14 protein-coding genes are annotated in these 14,836 nt (G+C 39.2%); 8 read left to right on the top strand and 6 right to left on the bottom strand.

The annotated features are described in order from the left end of the window. Positions 1-44: 44 nt before the first annotated feature. The 3 genes from SOI81_RS04935 to SOI81_RS04925 form a co-directional block, all read right to left on the bottom strand. Complete coding sequence (locus tag SOI81_RS04935; protein ID WP_079284103.1) at positions 45-1,016, bottom strand: bile acid:sodium symporter family protein; 972 nt, start codon at positions 1,014-1,016, stop codon at positions 45-47. A 133-nt stretch (positions 1,017-1,149) separates the two neighbouring features. Beyond that, positions 1,150-1,551, bottom strand: a complete 402-nt coding sequence (gene gloA / locus SOI81_RS04930) for a lactoylglutathione lyase (RefSeq protein ID WP_320541312.1) — start codon at positions 1,549-1,551, stop codon at positions 1,150-1,152. A 2-nt stretch (positions 1,552-1,553) separates the two neighbouring features. After that, on the bottom strand, positions 1,554-3,740 hold the full coding sequence (locus tag SOI81_RS04925) for an AmpG family muropeptide MFS transporter (protein ID WP_320541311.1): 2,187 nt from the start codon (positions 3,738-3,740) through the stop codon (positions 1,554-1,556). A 165-nt stretch (positions 3,741-3,905) separates the two neighbouring features. On the opposite strand from SOI81_RS04925, the gene ycbZ reads away from it, so the two are divergent. Further along, positions 3,906-6,524 carry a Lon protease family protein gene (gene ycbZ, locus SOI81_RS04920; protein ID WP_224991441.1) on the top strand — a complete coding sequence of 873 codons (2,619 nt, stop codon included), beginning with the start codon at positions 3,906-3,908 and terminating at the stop codon, positions 6,522-6,524. 45 nt (positions 6,525-6,569) lie between these two features. Here ycbZ and aaeR read toward each other — a convergent pair whose 3' ends face one another. The 3 genes from aaeR to surE form a co-directional block, all read right to left on the bottom strand. After that, entirely contained in the window at positions 6,570-7,499 is a 930-nt protein-coding gene (gene aaeR, locus SOI81_RS04915) for a LysR family transcriptional regulator (RefSeq protein WP_016140370.1), read from the bottom strand. 102 nt (positions 7,500-7,601) lie between these two features. Beyond that, positions 7,602-8,429 (bottom strand): peptidoglycan DD-metalloendopeptidase family protein, encoded by an 828-nt coding sequence (nlpD, locus tag SOI81_RS04910; RefSeq protein WP_320541310.1) that lies wholly within the window; start codon positions 8,427-8,429, stop codon positions 7,602-7,604. 111 nt (positions 8,430-8,540) lie between these two features. Beyond that, positions 8,541-9,311: a 5'/3'-nucleotidase SurE gene (gene surE, locus SOI81_RS04905; RefSeq protein ID WP_224991444.1), complete on the bottom strand. Its 771-nt coding sequence runs from the start codon at positions 9,309-9,311 to the stop codon at positions 8,541-8,543. A gap of 101 nt (positions 9,312-9,412) precedes the next feature. On the opposite strand from surE, the gene SOI81_RS04900 reads away from it, so the two are divergent. From SOI81_RS04900 to hflD, 7 genes are all read left to right on the top strand, one after another. Then, the gene (locus SOI81_RS04900; protein WP_320541309.1) at positions 9,413-9,784 is read left to right on the top strand and encodes an MCR_0457 family protein; all 372 of its coding nucleotides are present in this window, start codon (positions 9,413-9,415) and stop codon (positions 9,782-9,784) included. 153 nt (positions 9,785-9,937) lie between these two features. Further along, the gene (locus tag SOI81_RS04895) at positions 9,938-10,360 is read left to right on the top strand and encodes an MCR_0457 family protein (protein WP_224991446.1); all 423 of its coding nucleotides are present in this window, start codon (positions 9,938-9,940) and stop codon (positions 10,358-10,360) included. Between the two features lie 126 nt (positions 10,361-10,486). Next, the gene (dacC, locus tag SOI81_RS04890; RefSeq protein WP_016140365.1) at positions 10,487-11,635 is read left to right on the top strand and encodes a D-alanyl-D-alanine carboxypeptidase PBP5/6; all 1,149 of its coding nucleotides are present in this window, start codon (positions 10,487-10,489) and stop codon (positions 11,633-11,635) included. A 90-nt stretch (positions 11,636-11,725) separates the two neighbouring features. Next, positions 11,726-12,277 (top strand): gamma carbonic anhydrase family protein, encoded by a 552-nt coding sequence (gene yrdA / locus SOI81_RS04885; protein ID WP_239969224.1) that lies wholly within the window; start codon positions 11,726-11,728, stop codon positions 12,275-12,277. Between the two features lie 144 nt (positions 12,278-12,421). Further along, positions 12,422-12,910, top strand: a complete 489-nt coding sequence (gene nudJ, locus SOI81_RS04880) for an NUDIX hydrolase (RefSeq protein ID WP_016140363.1) — start codon at positions 12,422-12,424, stop codon at positions 12,908-12,910. A 4-nt stretch (positions 12,911-12,914) separates the two neighbouring features. Beyond that, positions 12,915-14,048: a tRNA 2-thiouridine(34) synthase MnmA gene (mnmA, locus tag SOI81_RS04875; protein ID WP_005067972.1), complete on the top strand. Its 1,134-nt coding sequence runs from the start codon at positions 12,915-12,917 to the stop codon at positions 14,046-14,048. 13 nt (positions 14,049-14,061) lie between these two features. Next, on the top strand, positions 14,062-14,793 hold the full coding sequence (hflD, locus tag SOI81_RS04870; RefSeq protein WP_016140362.1) for a high frequency lysogenization protein HflD: 732 nt from the start codon (positions 14,062-14,064) through the stop codon (positions 14,791-14,793). The last annotated feature ends 43 nt before the right edge of the window (positions 14,794-14,836 follow it).

Genomic DNA, 14,836 nt, shown 5'->3' with positions numbered 1-14,836 from the left:
AACAAGTGGGCAACATTATACATCAAATAATTTCTTTTTGCGAATTAATCTTTCGATTTAGCCCAGTAATTTGCGATCACCCCACACACCATTAATTGGATTTGGTGAAAGATCATAATAGGTAACACAATCATACCTAAAGGCTGACCAATAAATAAGATTTGCGCCATTGGAACACCACTTGCCAAAGTCTTTTTTGAACTACAAAAGAAAACCGTGACTTGATCTGCTCGGTTAAAACCTAAAGCACGCGGTAGGTAAAGTGCTAATAGCATAATGACCGTTAAAAGCACTGAACATGCAATTGTGAGAATGAGTAAAGTTTTCCAGCTCACTTGATGCCAAAGCCCTGCAACCACAGCCCCACTAAATGCACCATACACCACCATCAAAATTGAACCTTGATCGAATGCTTTAACAATACTTGGAACTTTTGCCATATAAGGGAAAATATAAGGGCGTAATAATTGACCTAAAATAAATGGTACTAACAGTAATAATGTAATTTGTATAATTGAAGCTGTTGGATCGAACCCATGTTGGCTTTGACCTAAAATAAAAAAGCTCACCAATACTGGTGTAATAAACATACCAATCAAATTGGAAAAAGATGCACTACACACCGCTCCAGCCACATTCCCTTTTGCCACTGATGTAAATGCAATAGAAGATTGAACTGTAGAGGGCAAAAAGCACATAAACAAAAAACCCCAGTACAACTGTTGACCTAATAGAGGTAACAGAATTGGCTTAGCCAATAAACCAATTACTGGAAAAATAAAGAAAGTAAATGCAAAGACAAGTACATGCATTTTCCAATGCAAAATGCCTTCAATCACCGCCTCTCTTGATAGTTTCGCACCATGTAAAAAGAATAAAATTGCAATCGCGACTGTGGTCAGTGTATTGAAATATTGTGCAGCTTGACCACTGACTGGAAAGAATGTTGCGAGTAGTACCATTCCAACCAATAAAATTGTAAATCGATCAAGCGCCAATAACTTCAGCATAGCCATATCCTATGATTATTTTAGATAAATAAAAAACCCAGTTGATAAATTGACCATTTGGTCAAGCCTTCATCATACTGGGCTAAAAAAATAAAGCTAGACTTTTAAGAACTAAATCTTAAAGCATCACAGTCAATTTTTAGTTATTTGTTGCATTAGCATCTTGTTGAATCAATTCGACTTTATAGCCGTCCGGATCTTCAACAAATGCGATCACGGTAACACCACCTTTCATTGGACCCGCTTCACGCACAACTTTGCCACCACGTGCTTTAATTTCTTCACACGCTTTGTAAGCATCATCAACACCAATGGCAATATGACCATAAGCATTGCCTAAATCATAACTTGATGTATCCCAGTTATGAGTAAGCTCAAGCACGGTATTGGTTTCTTCATGGCCATAGCCAACAAATGCCAGTGTAAAGCGCCCTTCTTCATAATCACGCTTACGAAGTAACTTCATCCCTAATACTTCGGTATAGAACTTTAAAGATTGTTCTAGATTGCCTACTCGCAACATTGTATGAAGCATTCGCATGTCTATTCACCTGCCTTTTCTGATTCATGTGCTTGATGATCTTTTAGCAGTTTTCCAACCCAAACCACTAAGATCAAGATTGGAATACCAATAAGAGTTGTCATCAAAAAGAATTTTGGGTAACCAATATTACTCACTATGGTACCTGAATATCCACCCAAAAGTTTTGGTGTAAGTGTCATGAGTGAACTAAAGATTGCATATTGAACAGCTGTGAACGAAACACTGGTTAAACTTGAAAGGAATGCAATAAATGCTGCACCAGCCAAACCAGAAGCCAAATTATCGACAATAATGGCAAAATAAAGCCATAAAGAACTATATGGTTTAATGACCTTACCGCTAATTTCAACTGTTTGACCAGAAAGCGGATCAATATACGATATCGGCTCAATATTCACATCAAGTTCACTTGGTGCTTTTAGATTTGGGTTAACAGCATATGGATGAGATGCAGAAAGTATTTTTTGTTCACCCTCTATTACAGCTACATGAAGCTCTTTACTAGTCGATGCGACTAATTTTTTCGCATCAATGGCTGCACTAAAAACACCTTTTTGATCAGTCATTTTTGCATCAAAATTTTGCCCATCAAGACTAATAATAATTTTTTGGGTAGGAGTTAAAGCTTGACCAAAATATTGTCCACGGACGACAACACTTCCCTCTCCCTCTTTAAGTGAAACCTGATCATTCCCCATGACAGGTAAAATTTGTAGAGGTAATTTAGCTGACTCAGCCGTAAGTAATGGCTGAGTACGGATGACAGGTGCTACATCAGTTTGTGCAGCATAAGCAGCTTTTACTTCGATTTGTTTTGTTCCGCTAAAAGCAGAGCTTGGGACTTCTAATTTCCATAACCCGACTTCATCTGGCTTGACTTGATAGCTATGTCCACCAACTTTTACGTCTACCATATCTAAAGGCTGACCAGATTTTACCAGTCCAATAAAAATTAAATTGGTAGAGCTTGCCAAAACAGCACCAACAAACATGAGCTTCATAATGTTGATGCGCTGTGCTAGAAGTCCGCCTAAGAAACCGCCGACTAAACTAAATAACACACCATAGATTTTTACTGCTTCTGCAATTTGTTCTTTACTAAAGTTTAGGTCTTGGTAAAACACATTAGAGATGACGCCAGCAATAATATCTGAAATACGGAAGAAACCAATAAGTAGCAACAACACTAATGCAAGCTTGACACCATAACGTTTAAAGAAATCAAGAATTGGTGCAATCCACGTCTCTTTAGCCATTTGCTGGTTAACCACACCGATTTTAACGAGTAGGTAGCCCACAAAAATAGCTGCCCCAGTTGCTGTTAAAAATCTTAGTGCTTCTAAGCCAAATAATGCAGCACTGTCTTTAATATTGCCAGCTTGTGAAATTGCTTCGGTAACTTGCCCCGAATAAATATAAGTCACTACGAATGAAATAACGGCAATAAAAAATACGATAACCAAACGGTAGTAATCACTACTCTTATAGTTTTTATAAACACGATTTACCTGAGGTTCACGAACAAGCAGAGTCGTTACAATACCCACCAACATCACGGCGGCCATAGTTAGGTAAGTCGTTTTCCAAGCTTCGTAAATGTAATTACCTTTAGCCGTTCCCAAGTGGGCAGCTAAAAATAATGCTCCCGCTCCAGCCACAATCATCCCAATTCGGTAACCCGCATTATAGGTAGATGCCAATACCGTTTGCATTTCTGTTTCTGCTAATTCAATACGGTAAGCATCAATTACAATATCTTGGGTCGCTGCCGAGAAACCAAGTAATACCGCACCTACCGCCATTTGAACAAGATAACTTTGACCTAAAGCAGGATCAGAGAAAGCCATAATACAAATAGCCAAAACGATCAAACACTGTGCAATCAATAACCAAGCTCGTCTTCGGCCTAACATCTTGGTTAAGACTGGCACAGGTAGCTCATCAATAAGAGGAGCCCATACGAATTTAAAAGAGTAACCAAGAGCCGCCCAGCTAAAAAAAGTGACTGCACTTTTATCAATGCCCGCCTCACCAAGCCATAAAGAAAGGCTTGAGAAAATTAATAAAATTGGAATTCCGGCAGAAAAACCCAGAAACAGCATAATTAATGCACGGCGATCTAAAAATGCTTTAAAAGCCGAGACCCAACCCGAAGCTTGTGTGGTCATTCGTTTTTTATTTTCCATAAATTATAAATGTGCCTATTCAAACTCTTCTTACAATTGCTTTCAAGATTCTTTATGCAATCAATTTTGTTTTGGCGATAAAAACGGCAAGTTTGCTTGATATTTTATGCTAAACCTGTATACCTTTAAGCTTCAACCTTCGTTTTCTTTTGCTGGATATCAACAGTGACACAAAAACTTGATCAAGTGACTATCTCAACTTTATCACTCGCTAAAACAAACACCACAAACGTCACAGTAAATGCATTTCCTTCAGCTTTTGAGCAACCTGATATAAAAATGACCTTAGATAAGACAGCCTTAAAACCCGAACAACTAACACATATTCCAGATTTTGAAAAAATTCCAGCTTCAACCAAACGCATCAAACCGCTTAATAACTTTTTAGGTCAAGATCGTGCTAAAGCATCTGTAGAGGCAGGAATTTCTTTGCCCTATTCAGGCTATAACATATTTGCTGTAGGAACTGCCGGTTTAGGCAAACGTACTATGATTAAACGTTTGCTACAGCAACACGCCAAAACGATGCCAACACCTGATGACTGGGTGTATGTCTATAATTTTAAACAAGCACGTCAACCGATTGCGCTGCGTTTTCCAGCGGGTCAAGGAACAAAGTTTCAACAAGCACTTCATCAAGCTTGGCAAATTATTTTAAAACAGCTCGAACGTCGTTTTAGCGCCGAGACTTACCATAATCGTATTGAAAGAATTCGTCAGGAAACTGGAGATGAGCAGCAAGAAGCGCTTGTCGAGTTAACCAAAGAAGGCGAAGAGCTCGACTTAAAACTCATCTCTCGCAATGAAAAGCATGGCTTTGTACCTGTGCAGTTAAAAGATGATCAGGTTCAAGAGCTCACCCAAACAGAAATTGATGCACTTAATAGTAAGCAACGTGCCGAAATTGCAGCCAATATCCGCTACATGGATAAAAAGCTGGAACGTCTTGGCTTACATTTAGGTGATTTAGAAGATGATGCTCGCGACAAAGTATCTGTTTTAAATCGCGATATTGCAACACAAGTCGTTATGCCAAGAATGGACCTTATTTTAAATAAATATGGTCAGGTTAAAGGGCTTGAAGATTATTTAAAACAATATGCTCAAGATATTATTGAGAATGTTGAACTAATTTTAGAACAAGATGAAGACGACTTTGCTCCTTCAATGTTCAATCGTGTACCCGCACGTTATCAAGCCAATGTAATTGTAGCGAACAAGCCAAACAGTGGCGCTCCTGTTATCTTTGAAGATTTTCCAACGCATTATAATTTGCTAGGTCATGTTGAACAGCTCACTCATAACGGCACAATTACCACAGATTTCACCTTAATTCGTCCTGGTTCTTTGCATCAAGCCAATGGTGGTTTTTTAATGCTGGAGGCGGAGCAGTTATTAGAACAACCTTATGCGTGGCAAGGTTTAAAACGCGCTCTTAAATCTGGACAGCTTAGATTGTCTTCACTCGAACACATGCTCACCTTAACAGGCAGCATTTCGATTGAACCGGCGGCAATCCCACTCGACATTAAAGTGATTTTAATGGCTGAGCCTGAAATTTATTATGAAATTTTGGAGTTAGAACCAGAGCTTGGCAGTGTCTTTAAAATTCGTGCAGATTTTACCGATACCCTGCAACGTAACGAAACCAATGAACAAGCTTATATGCAGTTGATTGCTGACTACGTACAAGCCGATAAATTATTACCGTTTGACCGTAGTGCTTTGGCTGCTCTATTAACTGATTCTAGCCGACAAGCAGAAGATCAAAGCTCATTATCATTGCATGCTTCTACTTTGGGTGATCTCATTCGAGAAGCACATCACCATGCGTTTAAAGCTGATGATAAGATCGTTACTGAACAACATATCAACCTAGCGCTACAACACCGACAATATCGCTTAGGCTATTTAAGAGAGCTTTACTGGCAAGATCTTTCTCGTGGTACTCAATTAATTGAGACTTCAGGTTACCGTCTAGGTCAGATCAATGCCCTCTCCGTTATTCATTATGCAGATGTTGAATTTGGTTTACCTTCACGTTTGACGGCATCTGTTTATCAAGGTGGCGGTGATATTCTTGATATTGAGCGTAGTGTAGAGCTCGGGGGCTCACTGCATGCCAAAGGCGTGTTGCTGATGTCTAGCTTCTTAAAAGCTCACTTTGGTCGTGAACAAATTTTGCACTTCTCTGCTGCGCTTGCATTTGAACAAAGCTACGGCCAAGTCGATGGTGATAGCGCAACTGTAGCTGAGCTTTCAGCATTGATTTCTGCAATTAGCCAGTTACCAATTGATCAATCTTGGGCAATTACTGGATCAATGAACCAGTTAGGACAAGTTCAGCCAATTGGGGGTGTAAATGCAAAGATTGAAGGCTTCTATGATGCTTGTAAATTACAAGGGCTAACGGGTAAGCAAGGTGTCATTATTCCTCGTCAAAACATGCAGCATTTAATGTTACGCCAAGATGTAATCGATGCTGTTCGAAGCGGCCAATTCCATATTCATGCGATTGACACGATTGATCAGGCACTTGAAATCTTAATGGCTCGCCCAGTAGGTACACTTGATAAAAAAGGTAAATACAGCAAACATTCAATTTATGCGGCCGTAATGGAACAACTTGAGTACTGGCAAGCGATTGAAGATGGTGCTGAAGTTGAAGAGGAACCAAAAAAGAAAAAGAAAAATAAGAAAAAAATTAAGAAGCATGAAGAACTTACTGCAGAAGATCTACCGCAAGAAAGTGTAGAGGAAGTTGCAACCTTAAAACAAAAGTAATAAAAAAGGGCCTGTAATAAACAGGCCCTTTTTAGTCTTAGAAAATTAGCGGACGATTTGGATCGCTCGCCCTCCTGCTAACTGACTAAAATATTGTTTAAGTGCTTCAACACAGCGCTGAATTTTCATGGGTTGTTGATCATGCTTGGCAACTTCTGCATACAACGTAAAAGTTGGCAATTTCCAATCAGGCATGAGTTCAATCAAAGAGCCATTTTTTAACTCTTTTTGAGCATCTAAATATAAAATTCGGGCAATTCCATGGCCTTGCTGACATAACGCTTTTGCAACTTGTAAATTATTGCTCTGCAAACGGCTTTGCATTTCAACATTAAGCGTTTCACCCGTTTTTACATGCTGAAAATGGAAATTGTGTGATTCATTCATTACATTAATCGACAACAGCTCGTGATCTCTTAAATCATGAGGATGCACAATTGGACTCGATTGATTTAGATAACTTGGAGAAGCTACTAAAATTTGATCGACAAAAGCCATTGGAATGACAGAGCTACTTTCTTCTACCGGAGTAGAACTCATGCGTACTGCAATATCAATTCGTTCTTCAATTAAGTCGATATAACGATGCCCAACTTCAAAATGCACAGATAAACCGCGATGAGCTGACATCCAGTGAGATAATGCAGGAATGAGGTGTTGAACTGCTAAATCAGGAGTTGTTGCAATACGCAAATCCCCAATTAAGTCATCCCTCAATTCATTAATTCTGATTTTTCCCCTTTCAGCAGCTGCCAACATTTCTTGACAGCTTGAAAAAAAAGCCTGTCCGGCTTCTGTCAAACTAAGTTTACGAGTGGAACGGTGTAATAGAATTACGTCCATTTCATGCTCAAGGGAGCGAATCTGCTGGCTCACCGCACTTGTTGTAATTCCTAATTCACGTGCCGCACCACTGAATGAACTTTTTTCAACCACACAAGCAAAAACACCCATCGCACGAAGCTGATCTAACATAGGTTTCCTCAAATCTAATTCTAAATTTATAAAAAAATGCTTATTGTTGTAATGAAAGCAACCAATTATATTATACGAGGAAACCTAAGTTTTATGCATTAGCTATTTTGGTAAAAGATTTATAGGATTAATTGGTTTTCCATCCAGACGGATCTGGAACTCAAGCATGACCTGAGATGCCCCAGTAGAACCCATTTCGGCAATTTTTTGTCCAGCAGTTACATTGTCACCGCTTTTCACCAACATCTTGCTATTGTGAGCATAGGCACTGATATAACCATCAATATGCTTAATTAAAACCAGATTACCGTATTCTTTTAAGCCATCGGCTGCGTAGACAACTTGACCATCCGCTGCGGCATAAATAGGATCGCCCTGATTTCCACCATAACGGATTCCTTTGACATTATTTGCCAAATTAAAGCCTTGAATCACGGGTCCATTGGTCGGTTTTATCCAGCGTAAGCTAGAATTTGGTGCAACCGAAGTCACTGTCGTATTTGTTGACGGTGCAGTCGTTGCAGGCGGAGTTACTGGGGTAACAGGTTGTGTAGTTGGTAAAGCAATCGTTTGACGCTTGATTTGCTCAGGCTGCGCCATAACTTGTGTAGATACCGTTCTTGGTGAAGAACCTTTCTTCAAACGCAAAGACTGATTAACATAAATACGATATGGTGCAGGAATATCATTCATTTCGGCAATACTGATATAGTCCAGACCATAACGCATTGCGATACCACTTAAAGTATCACCTGAACGAACTGTGTAATAGTTAGGGGCCATTGCATAGCGAGAACTATTATTAATTTGTGGTTTAGAAGCACATCCCGCCATAACCGCAGTAAAGCCTACTGCTATAGACAACATCATAATTTTCATTATTTTGTCTTTTTGGATATGCACTCTGCTTTGTTGCCCAATTAAATGCATTGATCTCCCTCACTAAATGCTACAAATCATTTCGGCTAAGAGTACCAAAAAAGTAAGAGGAAACACGTTCCTCTTTTTCTTTATTCACAAAGTTATAACATTTGAAGCAGATTATTGACTCAAACTGAGCTGTAAATCTTCTAAAACGGCGTAATTTGTTGCATCCATTTGAATCGGTGTAACACTTACATAACCATTTGCAACCGCAAAGAAATCAGATTGAATCTGACTTGAAACACGCTGCGGATCTGTAACCGCCTCACCTGCTAAACCAATCCAGTAAACTTGACGACCTCGTGGATCGACGTGACTAGTAATTGGTTTAGATTGAGCACGACGTCCTTGATACGTAATCTGTGCTCCTTTTAACTGTGGCACATCAGGAATATTGACATTAAAGATATGTCTTGGCGGCAAAGCTGGTAAACCACTTGCGATAAAATCATGTACCCACTGCGCTGCCTGAGCATAATCTTCTTTATTGTTATAGGCACGCACATCAGGACCTGCTAAAGACACGGCAATTGCGGGTTGTTTCATTAAACGGCCTTCAAATGCAGCCCCTACCGTTCCTGAATATAAAACGTCATCACCCAAGTTTGCGCCACTATTGATTCCGCTTACGACCAAATCGAACTCAAAATCAAACAAACCATTCATGGATAAATAAACACAATCTGCTGGTGTACCGTTTACTGCCCAGACATCTTCGGCAATTTGAATTGGGCGTAATGGTCGATCCAATGTTAATGCACTAGAGAAACCACTTCTTTCACTTTCCGGTGCAACCACAACCACGCGTCCAAGCGGTCTTAATGCTTCAGCTAAAGCCTGTATACCTGGCGCAAAAACACCATCATCATTCGCAATTAAAATATTCACTAAAATCTTTCTCTACAAATAAACCTAAAGGTTTTCACAATTGAATTATTTGTTGAATTATATATATTTATGCCTCCATAGCATTATAAAATTGTGAAAAAATGAAAACTTTCGCTCCTTTTTTTCAAGTATTGGGGATCAGTATCACATTGTGTACGCAAGCGGTTTTTGCAGATGAGGATATCTCAACACAAGAGGCTGATAGCTTAATTAAAGATGACATTGCCGCAACGCAAGTTTTACAGGAAATCTGCCCAGCTTTCGTCGCAAAAAATAAAAAGCTTGAATCAAATGCTCAAAAAATTATTGCAATGTATCTAAGTGGTTATTCAAATAAATCAATGACCTTAAATACTCTACAAAACGATGCTGAGTTTAAAACTCTATTAAATGAAGCACGTCTTGCGGCAAAACAAATGGACCATCATGAACAACATGAGCTCTGCGAAGAGATCGTCAATTATAAAGAATGATCTTGCTATTTTTAGATATAGAGATTTATTCATTTTTGGTTTTCTGCTTGGTATTAAGCAGAAAACCAACATAACAATACATTTTTTCCATTTTTTTAAAATCTAAATTGGTTAAGCTAACCGCATATTTAAAAATTTTATTTTGAGTTATCGATGTTTATGAAGAAAAGCTTAGTTCAATCGCTCTCTTTGGTTTTACTTATGAGCATGGCAACAGTTGGTTTCGCTGCTGATAAGAAGAAAACAACTGAGAAGAAAACCGAAAATGAAAATGTTGTTGAAGTGACTCCACAACAAGGCACAACTCCTGAAGAATTAGCTGCAATTCAAGTACTTTCTGAAATTTGCCCAAGTTTGATTGGTAAAAAAGATACCGATTTTGCTCAAGGCTATGAACGCTTAGTGAAAGACTATCTACCAAATGAAGCGGATGCCGTTTCTGCATTAGAAAAACGTAGCAAAGACAAAGGTTTCAAAAAATACTTAAAAGAAGCGCGTAAAGATGCAAAAGCTGCGGGTGATGAGCAAAACACTTTAGTTTGCCAAGACGTGAAAGCATATCAATCGCAAAACTAAATTAGTAAAAAACTCTTGAGTTACAATACTGTTTGAAAAAGCCGACTTCCCCCATAGAAGTCGGCTTTGCTTTATCCTAAAATGCTAGGCTCTTCTGCTTCATACAAGATATTGGAATTACCTAGAATGACTCGAAAAAGCGCTATTGCTGCACTACTCCTCTTACCAAGTTTTTCTTATGCAGCAACTGTCTTATCAGCTCCGCCAGAATTAAATAATAAGTCTTATGTATTAATGGATTATGAGACAGGACAAATTCTCGCTTCTAAAAATGAAAACGAAAAGCTTGCACCTGCTTCTATGACAAAAATGATGACCAGTTACATCATTGAACAAAAATTATTAAAAGGTGAACTGACTGAAAATGAGCAGGTTCGTATGAACGAGTCTGCGTGGTGTAAAGGAAGTAGTTCTGAATCATGTATGTATGTCCCTTTAAACGGTACAGCGACTGTTCTAGAAATGCTCCGCGGTATTATTATTCAGTCAGGTAATGATGCATCGAAAGCAATGGCTGAACATATTGCCGGAAATGAAGGCACGTTTGCTCATATGATGAATCAGGAAGCAAAACGTATCGGCATGGTAAACACTCAGTTTATTAACTCAACCGGTATGCCTGCTGAAGGTCACTATTCAACTGCAAAAGATATGGCTGTCTTAGCGCAACATATTATTAAAGACAGTTCAAAATACTATCCAATTTACTCTGAAAAAGAATTTACTTTTAATGGTATTAAACAAGGTAACCGTAATGCCTTGCTTTACACAGACCCAAGTGTAGATGGTTTAAAAACAGGCCATACAGATGAAGCGGGCTACTGCTTAACAACGTCAAGTAAACGTGGTCCAATGCGTTTAATTTCAGTGATTTTTGGTACGCCAAGCATGTCTGAACGTGCAGACCAAACTCGTACCTTACTGGCTTGGGGTTTTGCTAACTTTGAAACTGCAAATGTTCAACCAGCGAATCAAGTTCTTGCAAAAGCAAAAGTTTGGTTTGGTAAAGAAGATGAAGTTCAAGTTGGTTTGGCTGAAAACTTTAGTGTGACTATGCCTAAAGGTAAAGCTGATGGCATTAAAACTCAGTTAGTGGTTCAACCTAACTTAAATGCACCACTTCAAAAAGGTCAGGTTGTGGGCAAACTTGTTGCTAGCCTAGATGGCAAAGTAATTGCTGAAAAGCCTTTAGTTGCATTAAAGCCAGTTGAAGAAGCAAGCTTCTTTGCTCGTTTAATCGACCATATCAAACAATTCTTTAGCAACTTATTCTAATTTTTGAATAGGTGAATTAAGCACTCATGCTATTTAGCCTGAGTGCTTTTTTATTTTATAATTCGACTAAATTTTATTTTGATACTCATCATGGCAAAGAACATTCGTCCTTATCTTGAACACCACCCTCAAGTAGATGCAACCTGTTATATCGATGACATGGCTGTTGTGGTTGGTGACGTTAGCTTAGCTGAAAATGTTTCTGTCTGGCCTTTTGCAGTCATCCGTGGTGACGTAAATAGTATTCAAATTGGTAAAAACAGCAACGTACAAGACCATTGTATGTTGCACGTTAGCCATAAAAATGATGCAAAACCGAATGGTTCACCTCTAATTATTGGTGAAGATGTAACCGTTGGCCACCACGTAACTTTACATGGCTGTACTATCGGTAACCGTGTTTTAGTCGGAATTAACACTGTTATTCTAGATGACGTGATTATTGAAGATGATGTAATGATTGGGGCAGGCAGTTTAGTGCCACCACGCAAAGTCTTAAAAAGTGGTTATCTCTATGTAGGAAGCCCTGTACAACAAGTGCGCCCACTGACTGAAAAAGAACTCGCATTTCTTCCTTATTCAGCAAGACATTATGTAAAAGTGCAAAATAATCATAAAGCTGCACAGGCAAATCAAGATTAATTATCCATCTTGATTGTAAGTAGTAAAAGTTCTGTTTTTTAAACGATATGGTTTTGTAGTATTGCTCATATCGTTTAGCAGATCACCGTAGCCAAAAACCCCTAAATTTCGTATTATACGTCTTTTAAATCATGGTGCTTTTTTATGGCCGCATGGACTCCTCATGTCACTGTTGCTACAGTCGTAGAAAAAGACGGACGCTATCTTTTTGTAGAAGAGCATAGCGAAGGTTTTGTACACACAGTATTTAACCAACCTGCCGGTCATGTGGAATGTGGCGAGTCATTAACAGAAGCTGCTATTCGTGAAACCTTAGAAGAAACAGGGCATCATGTTGAAATTGATGCCTTGCTTGGTATTTATACTTATACCCCACCCATGTTTCCCGATCGCACATATTACCGCTTCTGTTTTTTAGCGCATGTGACTCAAGTTGAAAGTAATCCTCAACTTGATACAGATATTGTCGCTGCTGTGTGGATGACACCAGATGAGCTCAAAGAATCTGCCCGTGCCCGTAGTCCTCTTGTGCTAAAAGCAGTTGAAGATGCCATGAAAGGCCACCATTATCCTCTATCGCTTATTTATGAGCACCCCTTCTCTCCCTCATTAACTTCTCATTTGGATGCCTAGTCCTATGCAACAACGTGTCATTGTCGGTATGTCTGGTGGTGTAGACTCTTCTGTTTCTGCAGCACTTTTACTTCAACAGGGTTATCAAGTTGAAGGTCTTTTCATGAAGAACTGGGAGGAAGACGACGGCACGGAATACTGTACAGCAATGGAAGACCTAGCCGATGCTCAAGCAGTAGCTGATAAAATTGGTATTAAGCTTCACACAGCAAACTTTGCTATGGAATATTGGGATCGAGTGTTTGAACTTTTCCTAGCTGAATATGCGGCTGGACGTACACCAAACCCCGATATTTTATGTAATAAAGAAATTAAGTTCCGTGCATTTTTAGATCATGCTATGACTTTAGGTGCAGACTTTATCGCGACTGGTCATTATGCACGTCGTGGTGAAACTGCATATAACTCTAAAGGCGAAGCATATGCACCATTATTACGTGGTGTAGATAACAACAAAGACCAAACCTATTTCTTACACGCTGTTCATGGTAGAGAAATTAATAAAACTTTATTCCCTGTAGGCGAAATCGAAAAACCTGAAGTTCGCCGAATTGCTGAAGAACTTGATCTTGCTACAGCCAAGAAAAAGGACTCAACAGGAATCTGTTTTATTGGGGAACGTCGTTTTAATGACTTCCTTAAACAATATTTGCCCGCTCAACCGGGGAAAATTGTACTTGATACAGGTAAAGAAGTTGGTGAACATCACGGTCTGATGTACTATACGCTCGGTCAGCGTGGTGGAATTGGTCTAGGTGGTTTGAAAGGTGCAGCTGAGGGTGCATGGTTCGTACTACATAAAGATCTAGATAATAATCGCCTCGTTGTTGGTCAGGGACATGAACATCCACTCATGCAAAGCACTCAGCTTTGGAGTGAGTCAATTGACTGGGTAGCGGGTGAACAAAATATTCCTGTTGAAGGATTACGCTGCACAGCAAAAACACGCTACCGTCAACCTGATCAGGCATGTACAATTTTTATTGATGAAAACACTGAACACGGTGTACGCGTAGAGTTTGATGAACCTCAGCGTGCTGTTACACCGGGTCAAAGCGTTGTATTTTATTCAGATGAAGTTTGCTTAGGCGGGGGTGTCATTCACCATACAAATGCCCCTACACCAAATTTTATTTAAGGGAATGAATGGCATGGTGGAGTTACCATTTCAACAATCACAAGCCTTGAATGTTCGACAAAACCGTGCCCTTGCCTTGGCTGGGGTATTTCAGGCCACCCAGCTTACTCATATGACAGCGATGACGGGTCAACAAAGTATTGGTGAAAGTGGTAACTTCTATTTTGAGCTGTTAATTAAAGCAAGTTTAAATATTCGACCTACAGCCAATAATGGTGTTCAAACCTTAGATTTTTTTAATCAGTTGGCTGATATTTCTTTAGGGCTTAAAACCCTCGAAAATTGTATTACTCAACCTTTTTCAAACATGCCTAAATCTCGACTTCCAAAAATGGGCACAGCCAAACTTCCAATGTCCTACGCGATGTCGCTTTTACAGCTAGAGAAAAAGGTTTATAGCAATCCTGAATATGTCGCAATCATTGAGAAAGCTCAGCAGAAAATTTTAAAACAGCTTTCTTTTTTTGATAATAACTATTTACACCCAAGCATTTTAGCCAATTTGGCACAAACTTATGTTGATACTGCCGGGCAGATTAATCCACGCATTTTAGTTCGTGGTAATGCAGAAGCATTTAAAGATACCAACCATACTAACCGCATCCGTGCTTGTCTGTTTACTGGCTTGCAAATGGCCCATTTATGGCGACAACTTGGCGGTAGTTCATGGAACATGATTTTTAGCAAACGTAAATTGCTACAGGATATTCAAGCACTTGCTCGTTTACAGTACCAAGTCATTTAAGACTATAAACGAGATTTTTTTAGTTTTATGTTTATTCCAACAT

This window comes from Acinetobacter pittii (assembly GCF_034067285.1).
Classification (GTDB): domain Bacteria; phylum Pseudomonadota; class Gammaproteobacteria; order Pseudomonadales; family Moraxellaceae; genus Acinetobacter; species Acinetobacter pittii_E.
This window is presented reverse-complemented; position numbering and strand designations above follow the sequence as displayed.